Source organism: Mycolicibacterium frederiksbergense (assembly GCF_012223425.1).
Taxonomy (GTDB): Bacteria; Actinomycetota; Actinomycetes; order Mycobacteriales; family Mycobacteriaceae; genus Mycobacterium; species Mycobacterium frederiksbergense.
This window is the reverse complement of the sequence record NZ_CP038799.1, coordinates 5,057,345-5,071,094: the sequence shown is the minus strand read 5'-3', so window position 1 is coordinate 5,071,094 and position 13,750 is coordinate 5,057,345. Positions and strand designations below refer to the sequence as shown.

Sequence of the window (13,750 nt, the reverse complement as noted above, 5' to 3'; positions counted from 1 at the left end):
GAAATCGGGTAGACAGTCCGGCGCTCTGGCGTACACCAGTGCAATATGGCGAGCACCGGCCCGCCGAGGCTGAAGCCAGGGAGTCAGGACAGCGCTTGCGCGCTCTCATAGAGGCAGATGGCCGCCGCCGCAGCCACATTGAGGCTCTCGGCACTGCCGCGCATGGGGATGGTCACCTGCGCGTCGGCGGCCGCGGCGATAGCGGGCGCCAGGCCGTGCGCCTCCGACCCCAGTAGCCAGGCCGTGGGCAGGCTCAGATCGACCGACTGCAGCGGAGTCTCGCCGTCCAGGGTGGTGGCCAGCACCTGCAGACCCGCACTCCGCAGTGCGGCAATGAGTTCGGGCGTATCCGGGACCTGGACCACAGGCAGGGCGAAGATGCTGCCCGCCGAGGCCCGCAGGCATTTCGCGTTGTAGGGGTCGACACTGTCGCCGGAGAGGATGAGCGCATCGGCACCCATGGCGTCGGCGAGCCGGATCAACGTGCCGGCGTTGCCGGGATCGGAGGTCTCGACGGCGACGGCCACCAGCCGTGGCGACTCGAGCACCTCGGACAGGACGACATCGGGGATCTCGCACACGGCGATCAACCCGACCGGGGTCACGGTGTCCGACAGTGCTTTTGCGGCGCGGTCGGTCACCTCGTGCACCGAGGCGCCGGAGAGCAGATCCGCGAACCGCACGTGCGCGTCCTCGGTGACAAAGACCTCATGGACGAGACCACGCCGCAGCGCTGCCTCGACCAGGTTGGGACCTTCGGCGAGGAAGCGTGCGGCGTGGCGACGTCCGGCGGGACGCTGCAGCTTGATCGCCGCAGCTACCCGATTGGACTTCTCGCTGAGGAGGGTCAGGCGGCTTCGCCCGACGGTGCGTTGACATCCTCGGGCAGGGCTGCCTTGGCAACCTCGACCAGAGCGGTGAACGCGGCCGGATCGCTGATCGCGATCTCCGACAGGTTCTTACGGTCCACCTCGACGCCGGCCAGCTTGAGACCCTGGATCAGGCGGTTGTAGGTGACGCCGTTGGCGCGGGCCGCAGCGTTGATCCGGGAGATCCACAGCTTGCGGAAATCGCCCTTGCGGGCCTTGCGGTCCCGGTATGCGTAGGTCAAGGAGTGCAGCTGCTGCTCTTTGGCCTTGCGGTAGAGGCGCGACCGTTGGCCGCGGTAGCCCTTGGAAGCCTTGAGTACTGTGCGCCGCTTCTTTTGAGCGTTGACTGCGCGCTTCACGCGTGCCATGAGGGTGTTCCTATTCTTGCGGGGAAAGTCTGGAGGGAGGAAGCGGCTTTTCGGCCGCTCGACCGAGTTAGCCGTTCAGCATCTTCTTGACGCGGGCGGTGTCGTTGGCGGCAACGGTGACGCGGCCGTCCAGGCGACGGGTGCGCTTGCTCGCCTTGTGCTCGAGAAGGTGGCGCTTGCCGGCCTTCTGCCGGACGACCTTGCCGCTTCCGGTGACGCGGAAGCGCTTGGAAGCGCCGCTGTGGGTCTTTGCCTTGGGCATGTGTCCTCAGTTCTTGTGGTGGATCAGTTCTGCGTGGGCTCGGTGGGCTGACTCGGTTCGGCCGGTGCAGCCGGTGCCGCCGCCTCGCCGCCGGAGCGCGGCGTCGGGGCGTCGGCGTCGTGCGCCGCCTTGGCGCGGGTCTTCGCGCCACGGTGCGGTGCCAGCACCATCGTCATGTTGCGGCCGTCCTGCTTGGCGGAGGTCTCGACGAAGCCGTAGTCAGCCACGTCCGCGCCGAGACGCTGCAGCAGTCGGTAGCCCAGTTCGGGCCGGGACTGCTCGCGACCGCGGAACATGATGGTGACCTTGACCTTCGACCCGGCTTCGAGGAAGCGGACCACATGGCCCTTCTTCGTCTGATAGTCGTGGTCGTCGATCTTCGGCCGAAGCTTCTGTTCCTTGACGACGGTCTGCTGCTGGTTCTTGCGAGACTCGCGCTCCTTGAGTGCCGTCTCGTACTTGAACTTGCCGTAGTCCATGATCTTGCACACCGGTGGTTTGGCGTCTGGGGCTACTTCGACAAGGTCGAGATCGGCGTCGACGGCGACGCGGAGAGCATCTTCGATGCGGACAATGCCTACCTGCTCACCGTTCGGTCCGATCAAGCGGACTTCAGGTACGCGGATGCGCTCGTTGATGCGGGTCTCAGTGCTGATGGGGCCTCCTACGTTGTCTGCTCGTGCCACGACCGCATGGAGCGCCGGGCCAGCAGGGAGGGACCACACCACCAGCATTCCGCTCCGGAGAGCAGAAAGGCCCTGCATACAGCAGGGCCCGATGCCGACCGATCACGGCTTTCGCCGTCTGCGCATGCGCAGAACAGGACATCCGCGGATGCCTGTGATCGGACCGCTGGACCGGTATGGTCAGCGGTGGGAGCGGGACTCCACTTACTGTCCCTGGCGTTCGCCGGGACGGTCGATCGTGCAAGTCTAACAGGCATGACCGATGATCAGAAAACTCCTCCCGGCGCAGACCCGCAGGTTAGGGAGCTCGCCGAGATTCCGGCCGTCGAGGTGATCACCCGCTCGGCCGTGATGCTGATGAGTGCGGCCGCGGAGAAGATCGGCCTGGGGTCCGCGGATCCCGATGACAGTCCGCACCGCGATCTCGACGAGGCCCGCCGTCTCATCACCGCGCTCGCCGGCCTGGTCACCGCGTCCGCCGAATACCTCGGGCTGCACGCCGGGCCGTTGCGCGACGGACTGAAGAGCCTGCAGCTGGCGTTCCGGGAGGCCAGCGCGGCACCCGAGGAACCCGGCCAGGGCCCCGGTGAGAAGTTCACCGGTCCGGTCTGGTGATCCGGGCCGACACCCAGGCGCTGTAGAAGCACCCATTTCGGCCGCTTAGGGCATATTCTCGCGCCCTATGACGGCCACCACAGTCCCGCATTCGTCGACGACCCGGCGACCGTCAGGATTCTCGTGGGTTCCGACCGCCGCGGGCTGGATCGTCGGGGTCATCGCCACGCTGTCGTTGGTGGCGAGCATCTCCCCGTTCGTCCGGTCCGCGATCCGGGTGCCCCGCGAGTTCGTCAACGACTACATCTTCAACTTCCCCGACACCAGCTTCGCCTGGGCCACGGTGCTCGCGCTGCTGGCCGCCGCGCTGGCCGCCCGCAAGAGCATCGCCTGGTGGATTCTGGTGTTCTACATGGTCGCCGCGGCGGCCGTGAACATCGCCGACCTGATCGCCGGTGACGAATCGGTGCTCGAGGAGTTCGGCGAGATCATCGGCCTGGTCTTCCACCTGGCCTCCATCGCGTTCCTGGTGCTGGCCCGGCACGAGTTCTGGGCCAAGGTGCGCCGCGGCGCCCTGTTCAAGGCCGTCGGCACCCTGCTCGCCGGGATGGCGCTGGCAATCGGGGTCGGGTGGGGTCTGCTGGAACTGTTTCCCGGCACGCTGCAACGCGACTACCGGCTCGGCTACGCCTTCAACCGGGTGGTGGCGTTCGCCGGCGTCGACTCCGCGGTCTTCGACGGTCAGCATCCCGGCGTCCTGGTCAACGCACTGCTCGGCCTGTTCGGCGCGATGGCACTGGTGGTCGCGGCCATCGTGCTGTTCCGGTCCCAACGCGCCACCAACGCGCTGACCGGCCAGGACGAATCCGCCATCCGCGGGCTGCTGGAACTGTTCGGCAAGAACGATTCGCTCGGCTACTTCGCCACCCGCCGCGACAAGTCGGTGGTGTTCGCTCCCAACGGGCGCGCCGCCGTCACCTACCGCGTCGAGGTGGGCGTCTGCCTGGCCAGCGGGGACCCGGTCGGCGACCCGCGCTCCTGGCCTGCCGCCATCGACGCCTGGCTCAAGCTGTGCAAATCCTACGGCTGGGCCCCCGGCGTGATGGGTGCCAGTGCCACCGCCGCACAGGCGTTTCGCGATGCCGGTCTCAACGCGATCGAACTCGGCGATGAGGCCATCCTGCACCCCGACCGCTTCAAGTTGTCCGGCCCGGACATGAAGCCGGTGCGCCAGGCCGTCACCCGGGCCCGCCGCGCAGGTCTGACCGTCCGCATCCGCAGGCACCGCGAACTGACCTCCGATGACATGGCCATGGTGGTCGGCCGCGCCGATGCCTGGCGAGACACCGAGACCGAGCGTGGTTTCTCGATGGCGCTGGGCCGCCTGGGTGATCCCGCCGACGGTGACTGCATGCTGGTGGAGGCCGTGGCGGCCGGCGGCACTGGGGAAAATGACAACGACGGCGACGTCGTGGCGATGCTCTCCCTGGTCCCGTGGGGCACCAACGGAGTGTCGCTGGACGTCATGCGCCGGTCACCGCAGTCCCCCAACGGCACCATCGAGCTGATGGTCAGCGAAATCTGTCTGCAGGCCGAGGATCTCGGCATCACCCGGATCTCGCTGAACTTCGCGATGTTCCGGTCGGCGTTCGAGCAGGGCGCACAACTGGGCGCCGGCCCGGTCGCCCGGCTGTGGCGTGCACTGCTGGTGTTCTTCTCCCGGTGGTGGCAGCTGGAGACCCTGTACCGCTCCAACATGAAGTACCAGCCGGAGTGGGTTCCGCGGTTCGCCTGCTACGAGGACGCCCGTGAGGTGCCCCGCGTCGGGGTGGCCTCGGTGATCGCCGAGGGATTCCTGGTGCTGCCGTTCTCGCGCCGCAAGGAGCACACCGGCGAACACGTCGCGGCGCCGAAGAACCTGGTGGACAGCGGGTTGCTGCACCGCGACGGCAGCGCCCCGGACACCCTTGCCCTGCAACATGATCTGCCCGATGACGACCGCAACCGGCTGCCCGAGCAGGTGCGGGTCCGAATGGCCAAGCTGAAAACGTTGCAGGACAACGGCGTCGACGCCTACCCGGTCGGCGAGGCGCCCAGCCACACCGTCGAGCAGGCCCTGGCCACCACCGCTGCCGATGTCACCGTCACCGTGGCGGGCCGGATCCTGCGGTTGCGGGACTACGGCGGGGTGCTGTTCGCCGCGTTGCGCGACTGGTCCGGTGACGTACAACTGCTGCTGGACAACTCGCGTCTCACCCAGGGCACCAACGCCGACTTCACCGGCTCGATCGACCTCGGTGACCTGATCGAGGTGACCGGCACCATGGGGCTCAGCCGCAACGGCACCCCGTCACTGCTGGTCACCCGATGGCGGCTGATCGGCAAATGCCTACGGCCGCTGCCCGACAAATGGAAGGGCCTCACCGACCCGGAGGCCCGCGTCCGCTCCCGCTACGTCGACCTCGCCATAAACACCGAGGCCCGCGACCTGATCACCGCGCGCAGCAAGATCCTGCACGCCATCCGGGAAACGCTGGTGGGCAAGGGATTCCTCGAAGTCGAGACGCCCATCCTGCAGCAGATCCACGGCGGCGCCAATGCGCGCCCCTTCACCACCCATATCAATGCCTACGATCTGGACCTGTACCTGCGCATCGCGCCGGAACTGTATCTGAAGCGGCTCTGCGTGGGCGGCGTGGAACGGGTCTTCGAACTGGGCCGCGCGTTCCGCAACGAGGGTGTGGATTTCAGCCATAACCCGGAGTTCACGCTGCTGGAGGCGTATCAGGCACACGCCGATTACAACGTGTGGATGCACGGCTGCCGCGAGCTCATCCAAAATGCCGCCGAAGCTGCCAATGGCGCCCAGGTGGTGATGCGCCCCGGGCCCGACGGCGGTCTGGTGGCGGTCGACATTTCCGGAGACTGGCCGGTGAAGACGGTGCACGGCGCGGTGTCCGACGCACTCGGTGAACAGATCGGCCCGGAGACCGGCCTGGACCGGTTGCGCAGCCTCTGCGACGGAGCCGGGGTGCCCTACCTGATGCACTGGGACGCCGGTGCGGTGGTCCTCGAACTCTACGAGCGGCTCGTCGAAGGGCAGACCGAACGCCCGACGTTCTACAAGGACTTCCCCACCACGGTATCGCCGCTGACCCGTCCGCACCGCAGCATCGACGGTGTCGCCGAGCGCTGGGACCTGGTGGCCTGGGGTGTCGAACTGGGAACGGCCTACAGCGAGCTTACCGATCCGGTGGAGCAGCGCAAGCGTCTGCAGGAGCAGTCCCTGCTGGCCGCCGGCGGTGACCCGGAGGCGATGGAACTCGACGAGGACTTCCTGCAGGCCCTCGAATACGCCATGCCCCCGACGGGCGGCCTCGGCGTCGGGGTCGACCGGGTGGTCATGCTGATCACCGGGCGCAGCATCCGCGAGACCCTGCCGTTCCCGTTGGCCAAACCGCGCTGACTCTTCCCACAGCTGCTTTCCAGGAAGCAGCGTCACGATGATCTCGTGACGCTGATGTCCGGGCTCTTGCAGCACCACGGTTCCTTGATGCACGGTTGGGTGCCGGTGACCGCTCAGGTCATCACCGGTCTGGTGCTGTTGGTTGCGCTGCGGTTGCGACGCCGACTGGTCGCCGCCGCAGCCTTCGGGACAGCGCTGGCCGTGGCCGCGCACTGGTATGTGACCAGCCAGGGGCTGGCCGGCGAACCCGCACCGTACGCACTGTGGGTCTGGATCGGACTGACCGGATTCGCTGCCGCGGCATTGGTATCCGGTGGGCCCGGAGCGCGCTGGTGGCGACGCACCGCCGCCGTCGCGGCCGTCCCGCTGTGCGCTCTGTGCGCGGCGCTGGCCCTGAATCTGTGGACCGGGTACTTCCCCACCATGCAGACGGCCTGGGGCCAGCTGACCGCGGGACCGCTGCCCGATCAGACCGATATGGCGACCGTCGCCGCATTCCAGGTCCGGCACGCGGTGCCGCGCAACGGTTCTCTGGTGCCGGTGGACACCGGGGACGCCGGCTCGGGTTTCACGCACCGCGGTGAGTTGGTCTATCTGCCGCCGGCCTGGTTCGCCTCGGATCCGCCGCCCCGGCTGCCGACCGTGATGATGATCGGCGGCGAGATGAACACCCCCGCGGACTGGGCGCGCGCGGGCAACGCCGTGCAGACTGCCGATGCCTTCGCCGCAACGCACGGCGGCAACGCGCCGGTGCTGGTGTTCGCCGATGTGGGCGGCACGTTCAACAACGACACCGAGTGCGTGAACGGCCGCCGCGGCAAGGTCGCCGATCACCTCGTCAAAGATGTCGTGCCGGCGATGGTCTCGAAGTTCGGGGTCAGCCCGGATCCGGCCAACTGGGGTGTCGTCGGCTGGTCGATGGGCGGTACCTGCGCGGTCGACCTGACCGTGATGCACCCCGACCGGTTCTCGGCGTTCGTGGACATCGCCGGTGACCTGAGCCCGAACTCGGGGACGAAGGCGCAGACAATCGAGCGTCTGTTCGGCGGTGACGCCGCCGCCTACGCCGCATTCGATCCGACCACCGTCATCACCCGGCACGGTCCGTATACCGGGGTGTCGGGCTGGTTCTCGGTGAACGGGGCGGGTGTGTCACCGCCACCGCAGACCGCCGCGGCCGCCCAGTCGCTGTGCGCGCTGGGCACATCCCACGGTATCGACTGTGCGGTGGTCAGCCGGCCCGGCCAGCACGACTGGCCTTTCGCGGCAAGTGCTTTCGCCGAGGCACTCCCGTGGCTGGCCGGCCAGATCGGCACGCCGGACGTGCCGAGGGCCGCATTGCAGCAGCCGGCCAAGGCGCCGTCGGCGGTGCAGGTGGCCGACCGGCGACCGAGTCAGTAATCGGATTCGGCGGCAAGGATCTCCGCCAGGAACGCGTCTGCAGCAGGTACCGCCAACCGGGACCGCACGAAGGCCCGCAGCCGGTCCCGGGTCGCCCGGTCCTCCCCGGCCGATGCCACCCGCCCGACGGTGACCGTGGTAAATGTCCAATCATGGTTCCACGCCGCCGATTCCGAGATCGGCAGGGTGAGCGTCGCGATGCCGCGGTCATCGAGCGCACCGGTGGCGGTGACGTCGCCGCTGCGCAGCTGCACCGGCACCCCGGCGGCGGAGGCGCTGAGCAGGGCACGCACCTCGGCCACGGCTCCCCCGGCACCGTCCCCACGCACCGACCAGTCGACGGTGTCCTCGGCGGCATCGAAAACCCCCGGCGGCACAGCGCTCCAACTGATCGACGCGGTGCCGGCACCGATGGCGTCGGTGTGCGAGATCTGCCCACCGGCTGCCAGCGCATAGTCATCTCGGCGGCGGTCGGGCGAAAGCTCTTCGTGCTCTGTCGATTCCGAGCAATCCAGTAGTTCCAGGCAGGACTCGACCAGGGTAGCCACCCGAGGGTCGCCGTCCCGCAGGTGCGCGAACAGTGCGTCGCGGTGCGGCCGCAGCAGCGCCTCGATATCGGAGTCCAGGGTGTCCTCGCCGAAGAACTCCTGCGCCGCCCCCGTCAGCACCGCCAGTTCGGCATCCAGCACCGCGATGTCGAGATCGGCGATACCGTCGCGGACACTGGCCGGCCACCACCGCCGCAACCAGTGCCCCAGCGCGAGCCGGCGCAGCGGCGCCAGCACCTGCCGGGAGAGTTCGAGATCCGGGATATCGACACTGGCCTGCGGATCGGCAGCGCGGTCTCGCAGCGCCTCGATCACCGCCACATGCCCCCGCTCACCGGTGACCCGCCACAACCAGTCGGCGGCAGCCACATCGGTGAAAGTGAGCTGCGCAGCCGCGCCCGGATCGTCGACCGTCCACGCCAGCACCGCTCCGGCGACCTCAACGACCGCCACCGCGGGCGGGGACGCTACCTGCGCGCCGACGGTCCACAGGCCGGATTCGGCGATCAGTTTCATCGGACCGCCTCCAGTTCCAGCATGGCCTTGATCCGCTGCCGGTGATCCAGGCTCACCGACCGGGCGACCCCTTCCAGGAGAGCCCGCACATCATCGACATCCGCACAGGACTCCTGCCAGACGTCACGACCGTGCAGCCGGGCCCACAGCCGGCTCAGGTAGGGCCGGGAGAACGCCGCGAGCTCGTCGGTCACCTGCTGCTGGCGCGGATGCAGCGCGCCTCCGTCGGCGAGGTATCGCCGCGCGTGCAGCACATAGGCCTCCTTACGGAGCCTGGCCTGGATCTGGGCGGCCAGCCGGTAGCGCGGGGTGGCGGCCTCGTTCAGCGGTGCCAGTTCGACGGCGATCTCCACCCCGGCCACCATCGTGGCCTGGATGTCCTCGGCGAGCAGCCCCCATGGTGCGCAGGCCCGGTCCACTTCCTCCGCGCACAGCAGCGGTACATCGGGGAGCTCGTCGCGGTCCAGGGCGCGGCGCAACGTGGCACGCACCCGGTCCACGACGCTGCGGTTGAGCGGACGGTCGGAATCGGCACCGCCGTGCACGGGCGGCGGCTGCTGCGGCACCACCGTGGTGAGGCCGAGGTCGATGAACGACCACGGCAGATCCGGCGCCGGGCCGCGGGCCCGGGCACCCAGGTTGTAGGGCGTCGCATCGGCCACCAGCGCGGTCCAGACCCGTTGGCGGGCCACGGACTCGGTGTGGCCGGCAGCGTCACCCAGCACGGTGTTCAGGCCGGCCAGGAACGGGTCGGTGATGGCCGCGGTCGGCGCCACATCGGACCAACTGGCCCGCAGTTGCCGCGTCAATGCGTCGACCACCCTGGCGTCGGCGACGTGGCGGTTAAGCACCTCGATGGCGGTGCGGTCCCGGTCCTCGTGGATCTCGCGCAGGACCGCTTCCGCGGTATCCCAATCACCATGCACCGGTTCACCTTTGGTGACCGCCAGCTCGAAGCACACCGGGAAGTAGAGTTCCTGGGCGTTACCCGTGGTGAGCCGAAGTTTGCGGCGCTGCCGCTTGAGCACGGCAAACCAGGATGCGGTGGCACACAGCTGATCGCGCTGCGCCACGACCAGCTGGTGCATCTCTGCGGCCACCTCGCCGGACACCACCGGCGTCGAATACTGCGGATTGGAGCGCAATCGCAGCACCAGCGGATCCAGGATGCGTTTGACGGTCCGGCTCAGCGGTCCGCCGTCATCGCCGCTGAGCACCTGGACACCCGGGCCCAGCGCCCGCCAGGCGCGGTCGATCACCGCGCGGCGCGGCTGCGCGGGCGGAGCGCCCGCCTCCCGCGCGGCGACCTCCGGAACGGTACTCACCCGATCAGGATAGGCACCGGAGCTTCCCGGTCGCGCCGCTCGCCGCGGATGGCAGAAAGTTGGGTTCGGTAGCCGCGGCGCGGGGCGACCCTTTGCTCCATGCCTGAATCACTGTGGATCCTGCTGGCCTTTGTCGTCGTCACCATCCTGATGGTCACCGTCGACGCCGTGTTCCCCCGCGGCCGCGCCGCTCCCAGGCCCACGGGCGCACCGGCCGTCGGTATCGGCACCGTCAGCGAGGTCTCCGACAGGATCACCGTCGAGGTGGTGAGCGTGTCGGGGCAGAAATTCACCGGTCGCCTGCGCGGCGCCCCGGATGACCCGGTGGTCGCCGAGATCCGGCCCGGTGCGGTGCTACTGGTGGCCTTTGACCCCGACTCCCGTGAACAGCTGTCACTGGCCGACGACATGGTCGCCATCCGCGCGGCCTTCGACCGGATGCTGGTGGACAAAGGCCTGGTCACCGATGCGCAGCTGGATCTCATCCGGCACGGCACCAGGTCCAGCGGCGTGGTGACGGCCGTGCGCACCACCGGCGTCGAACGGGAGGATTACCGCGAGGTGGTGGTCGATCTGATGGTCCGCAGGCCCGAAGGCGGGCAGTTCCCGGCCCACGAGACGACGCTCATCCCGGCGACCTCGCTGGATCGGGTCTGCCCGGGCAGCGTCATCGACGCCTACTACCGGCGTGGGGACGAATCCGCCGTCGCGGTGGCGGTGCCGCCCGCCTGAGGGATCACGAAGCTCACCAGCGCCGCCCAATACACCGGTGCCGCGGCGGCGTCGCCGTCCCGCCAGCGCCGCAGTTGTGCGCGTTGCCAGCGGTTCACCGCGCAGGCCGCCTCGAAATCGGTGCCCGCCTGATGCGCGGTGTCGACCGCGGCGATGAGCTCACCCATCGGGTCGGCCGGCGCGCCGGACACGAACCGCCGGTACCCTGCGCTGGTCGGTAGGGACCACAGCGTGGCGGTCACCAGTTCCGCTCCGCCGAGCACCATCGCCGCGACGATCCCGGTGGCCTCGTCGAAGCGGTAGTCGCCACCGGATGCACAGGCCAGCAACGCAACACGGGTCGGAAGGGGCAGCCCTGCCGACATGAGGTCGGCCGCGGTGAGCGGTCGATGGTCACCGATCGGATCGCTGTACCCCTCGACCGAGGCGCGGCACGCCAGATGCAGCGCCGCCCGTTCGGCGCCGTCGCCGGTGCTGGCGTGTCCGACATAGACCAGGCGTCCCGGCCGTTGGGACAGCACGTCGGCCAGCCAGTGCCGGTCGGTGTCGGTGCGCCGGAACAGCTCGAGCACGGTGCCGACCCTCGGCAAGACCGTTCGCCGGTCCATCAGGTCCGCGTAATGCCGCGCCAGCACGGCATCCGGGACCGGCCTGCCCAGCACCGACCCCAGTGCGGAATCCGGCCGCTGGCCGGGCACCCGAGGGTCGAGGATCAGCAGCGGATCTGCCTCCGGGCGTGGCGTGTTGACGCGCCGCGAGTGCGCGATATTGGCCGGTACCGCCATCAGCACATCGGCGAACTCCAGCAGCCGGAAGCCTTCGGTGAGAACACCGATCTCTCCGGCCGGCCACGGGATGGTGGCCGGCATCGGGCCATCGGGGGTGATGGCCTCCTGGCGCGCCGCCAGCATCGCGGTCACCTCGGGCCGCACCGCGGGCAGCGCGAGCAACCCCCACGGCACCCGGCCCAGGCGCGCGCTCGGCGCGACGAACAGCACCGCGCGCGGGTCGTTCACGCACTCGGAAACCAGATCCCAGCCGGCAGCCGAGATCAGCAGCACGCCCAGGCGGTACGCCAGCGTCAGCTCGGCGCCGGCGGTGGTGAATGCGCCACCAGTCAGGGCGCGCTGCAGTGCGTCGACCGCCGCCTCGGCGCCCCTGGGATCCGGAAGCGCTGTGGCGATCTCCTCCAGTGCCGCAAGCAGAATGGTCTCCTCGACCACCCAGGTGACGGTGCGCTCGGGCTGCCCGACGACACGCAGGCTGGCGTAGGTGGCGATACCGACATCGGCGAAGCGCAGTATCAGGGTCGTCCGGTCGATCACGACCATGTGGGCCAGGCCGGGGCGTCGGTGGTGATGGTGCGGCCGTAGCGCTGCTTGGCCAGGGCGCGGTAACGCCCCAGGATCGGATCGGCACCGGGATCCATCTGCAGCGGCGGCAGCGGGCCGAGCCTGGTCAACGACGGCCCTCCGCTGACCGACCCGGCGGCGACATCGGCGAGCTCGAGGTCGGGCAGTTCCGACTCCGCGTCGACGAGCACCGCCTGGGCTCCCGCCCAGATCGGCGCTTCGGCATCGCCGCCGGTGTCGGTGCTGAAACTACCTCGGGCGCTGTGATATTCGATCAGTTCGGCGGTGAGCGCGGTGTTCTCCCATTCCCAGGAGACCGCAAAGGCGCCGGCCAGCATGGGTGCGGACACCCTGGTCGCCCACTGCGCGCGGGCATGGGCATCGATGATCGTGTAGCGCACCGAATCCACCGCGAGCGCCGCAGGCACCTTGAGTTCCGCGGCCTGCTCGAGCTTGGCCATGGCGCGGGCGAAGCCGGGGCTGCCGGTCGCGGCATTGGTGATGCCCAGTGAGGCTTCGTGTTTGGCCTCGACCTCATCCCAGGTGTCCTCCGGATCACCGGAGCCGTCGAATCCCAGATCTCCCAGCGCGTCGGCCCGCCACACCGTGCCCAGCTGATCGTCGAGCCGGGCGTACTGCAACCAGCTACTGCGCGGCCATTCGTCGAGCAGGCTGCGGGCCTGCGCGATCAGTTCGGTCGCCTGATCGAAGCGACCGAAGAAAATGGGTATCCAGCTGCGCTGCAACAGAATGCGGTGGAGGTAGAGCGGTTTGCCGAGTTCGCGCCAATGCCGTTCGGCATGTTCCCAGCACTGATCGGCCTCCTCCAGGGCCGCCGAGGCCAGTTTGGTGAAGCCGCGGTAGAACCAGCACCGGGACACGTCATGGGCGCGAGCGTATCTGGCGATGACCGGGTAGGCCTGATCGATGAGGCGGTCCACGCCGTTGTGGTCGCCGACGGACCAGCAGGCGATCGCACGTTCCAGTTGTGTTCGCGCAGTGTCGAGCTCCCAGCCGTGCGCCTGTGCGCGGGCGCCGGCGCGCTGCAGCCAGGGTCCGGCTTCGTCGAGCCTGCCGGTCTGTACGCAGAATCCGCCGTACCCGATCCCGGCGAGCACCAGCAGGCGGTCCTCGTGGCTGCCGTCCGCCGCCGAAACGTCGACGACGTCGAGTACCTGCTCCCACAACGGGACCGCCAGGTGGTGCAGATCGTCATCGGAGAGCGCGATCGCGCAGAGCAGCCTGGCAAAACCCACCAGGTACCGGTGCTCATCGGCCAGATCCGGCGGGCCGTCGGCGCCCAGCAGCGCCGACACCGATGCCGCGGCCTCCTCGTGCTCGCCGCGTGCGGCGTGCAGGCCGGCCTGCAGGAAGTCGGCACGGCGTGTGTAGCGCTGCATCATGTGGCGGGTGTCGAGGCTGCACTCCGGCAGGGCCGCATACGCCGCGATGCAGTCCCGGATGCGCCGGATGCACTCGCCGACACCGTCGTAGGCGGTGCGTACCAGGTAGATCTCGCCGAGCTGGGCGAATACCTCCAGTGCGAGGTCGTCGCGGTCGGCTGCCTCGATGGCAGGCAGCAGCGACAGCAGCAGGTCCTTGGCACCGGATTCGTCGGCGGCCCAGGCGAGCCGCCGGGCTCGATCCAGGTCACCCGCGATCGACACCGC

Annotated in this window: 12 protein-coding genes; 4 read left to right on the top strand and 8 right to left on the bottom strand. The window is 69.1% G+C overall.

Annotation, left to right across the window (positions count from 1 at the left end):
• Positions 1-83: 83 nt before the first annotated feature.
• The 4 genes from EXE63_RS27515 to infC form a co-directional block, all read right to left on the bottom strand.
• Positions 84-851: a TrmH family RNA methyltransferase gene (locus EXE63_RS27515; RefSeq protein ID WP_168145809.1), complete on the bottom strand. Its 768-nt coding sequence runs from the start codon at positions 849-851 to the stop codon at positions 84-86.
• A complete protein-coding gene (gene rplT / locus EXE63_RS27510; protein ID WP_057167998.1) occupies positions 848-1,237 on the bottom strand; it encodes a 50S ribosomal protein L20 in 390 nt (129 codons plus the stop codon). The genes EXE63_RS27515 and rplT overlap by 4 nt, the downstream gene beginning before the upstream one ends.
• A gap of 67 nt (positions 1,238-1,304) precedes the next feature.
• The gene (gene rpmI / locus EXE63_RS27505; protein ID WP_168144558.1) at positions 1,305-1,499 is read right to left on the bottom strand and encodes a 50S ribosomal protein L35; all 195 of its coding nucleotides are present in this window, start codon (positions 1,497-1,499) and stop codon (positions 1,305-1,307) included.
• Between the two features lie 23 nt (positions 1,500-1,522).
• Entirely contained in the window at positions 1,523-2,233 is a 711-nt protein-coding gene (infC, locus tag EXE63_RS27500) for a translation initiation factor IF-3 (RefSeq protein ID WP_168144557.1), read from the bottom strand.
• 207 nt (positions 2,234-2,440) lie between these two features.
• Here infC and EXE63_RS27495 point away from each other — a divergent pair, with 207 nt between their 5' ends.
• The 3 genes from EXE63_RS27495 (at position 2,441) to EXE63_RS27485 (ending at position 7,607) form a co-directional block, all read left to right on the top strand.
• The gene (locus EXE63_RS27495) at positions 2,441-2,800 is read left to right on the top strand and encodes a DUF1844 domain-containing protein (protein ID WP_168144556.1); all 360 of its coding nucleotides are present in this window, start codon (positions 2,441-2,443) and stop codon (positions 2,798-2,800) included.
• A 67-nt stretch (positions 2,801-2,867) separates the two neighbouring features.
• Positions 2,868-6,206: a bifunctional lysylphosphatidylglycerol synthetase/lysine--tRNA ligase LysX gene (gene lysX, locus EXE63_RS27490; protein WP_168144555.1), complete on the top strand. Its 3,339-nt coding sequence runs from the start codon at positions 2,868-2,870 to the stop codon at positions 6,204-6,206.
• 54 nt (positions 6,207-6,260) lie between these two features.
• Positions 6,261-7,607, top strand: a complete 1,347-nt coding sequence (locus tag EXE63_RS27485; RefSeq protein WP_210000913.1) for an alpha/beta hydrolase — start codon at positions 6,261-6,263, stop codon at positions 7,605-7,607.
• On the opposite strand, the gene EXE63_RS27480 is transcribed toward EXE63_RS27485, so the two are convergent.
• Positions 7,601-8,671, bottom strand: coding sequence for a hypothetical protein (locus EXE63_RS27480; protein ID WP_168144554.1), 1,071 nt, complete (start codon positions 8,669-8,671; stop codon positions 7,601-7,603). The genes EXE63_RS27485 and EXE63_RS27480 overlap by 7 nt on opposite strands.
• Positions 8,668-9,996, bottom strand: a complete 1,329-nt coding sequence (locus EXE63_RS27475; RefSeq protein WP_168144553.1) for a hypothetical protein — start codon at positions 9,994-9,996, stop codon at positions 8,668-8,670. The genes EXE63_RS27480 and EXE63_RS27475 overlap by 4 nt, the downstream gene beginning before the upstream one ends.
• Before the next feature lie 99 nt (positions 9,997-10,095).
• Between EXE63_RS27475 and EXE63_RS32555 the strand changes: the two genes are divergently transcribed.
• Complete coding sequence (locus tag EXE63_RS32555) at positions 10,096-10,728, top strand: hypothetical protein (RefSeq protein ID WP_210000064.1); 633 nt, start codon at positions 10,096-10,098, stop codon at positions 10,726-10,728.
• On the opposite strand, the gene EXE63_RS27465 is transcribed toward EXE63_RS32555, so the two are convergent.
• Together EXE63_RS27465 and EXE63_RS27460 are read right to left on the bottom strand one after the other, a co-directional pair.
• The gene (locus EXE63_RS27465) at positions 10,677-12,059 is read right to left on the bottom strand and encodes a CHAT domain-containing protein (RefSeq protein ID WP_168144552.1); all 1,383 of its coding nucleotides are present in this window, start codon (positions 12,057-12,059) and stop codon (positions 10,677-10,679) included. The two genes, EXE63_RS32555 and EXE63_RS27465, sit on opposite strands and share 52 nt — an antisense overlap.
• Positions 12,050-13,747, bottom strand: coding sequence for a hypothetical protein (locus EXE63_RS27460; RefSeq protein ID WP_168144551.1), 1,698 nt, complete (start codon positions 13,745-13,747; stop codon positions 12,050-12,052). The genes EXE63_RS27465 and EXE63_RS27460 overlap by 10 nt, the downstream gene beginning before the upstream one ends.
• Positions 13,748-13,750 lie beyond the last annotated feature (3 nt).

Coding starts and splice junctions, on each gene's coding strand:
- rplT (WP_057167998.1), bottom strand. CDS start 1,237: ATGGCACGCGTGAAGCGCGCAGTCAACGCTCAAAAGAAGCGGCGCACA.
- rpmI (WP_168144558.1), bottom strand. CDS start 1,499: ATGCCCAAGGCAAAGACCCACAGCGGCGCTTCCAAGCGCTTCCGCGTC.
- infC (WP_168144557.1), bottom strand. CDS start 2,233: ATGCTGGTGGTGTGGTCCCTCCCTGCTGGCCCGGCGCTCCATGCGGTC.
- EXE63_RS27495 (WP_168144556.1), top strand. CDS start 2,441: ATGACCGATGATCAGAAAACTCCTCCCGGCGCAGACCCGCAGGTTAGG.
- lysX (WP_168144555.1), top strand. CDS start 2,868: ATGACGGCCACCACAGTCCCGCATTCGTCGACGACCCGGCGACCGTCA.
- EXE63_RS27485 (WP_210000913.1), top strand. CDS start 6,261: ATGTCCGGGCTCTTGCAGCACCACGGTTCCTTGATGCACGGTTGGGTG.
- EXE63_RS27480 (WP_168144554.1), bottom strand. CDS start 8,671: ATGAAACTGATCGCCGAATCCGGCCTGTGGACCGTCGGCGCGCAGGTA.
- EXE63_RS32555 (WP_210000064.1), top strand. CDS start 10,096: ATGCCTGAATCACTGTGGATCCTGCTGGCCTTTGTCGTCGTCACCATC.
- EXE63_RS27465 (WP_168144552.1), bottom strand. CDS start 12,059: ATGGTCGTGATCGACCGGACGACCCTGATACTGCGCTTCGCCGATGTC.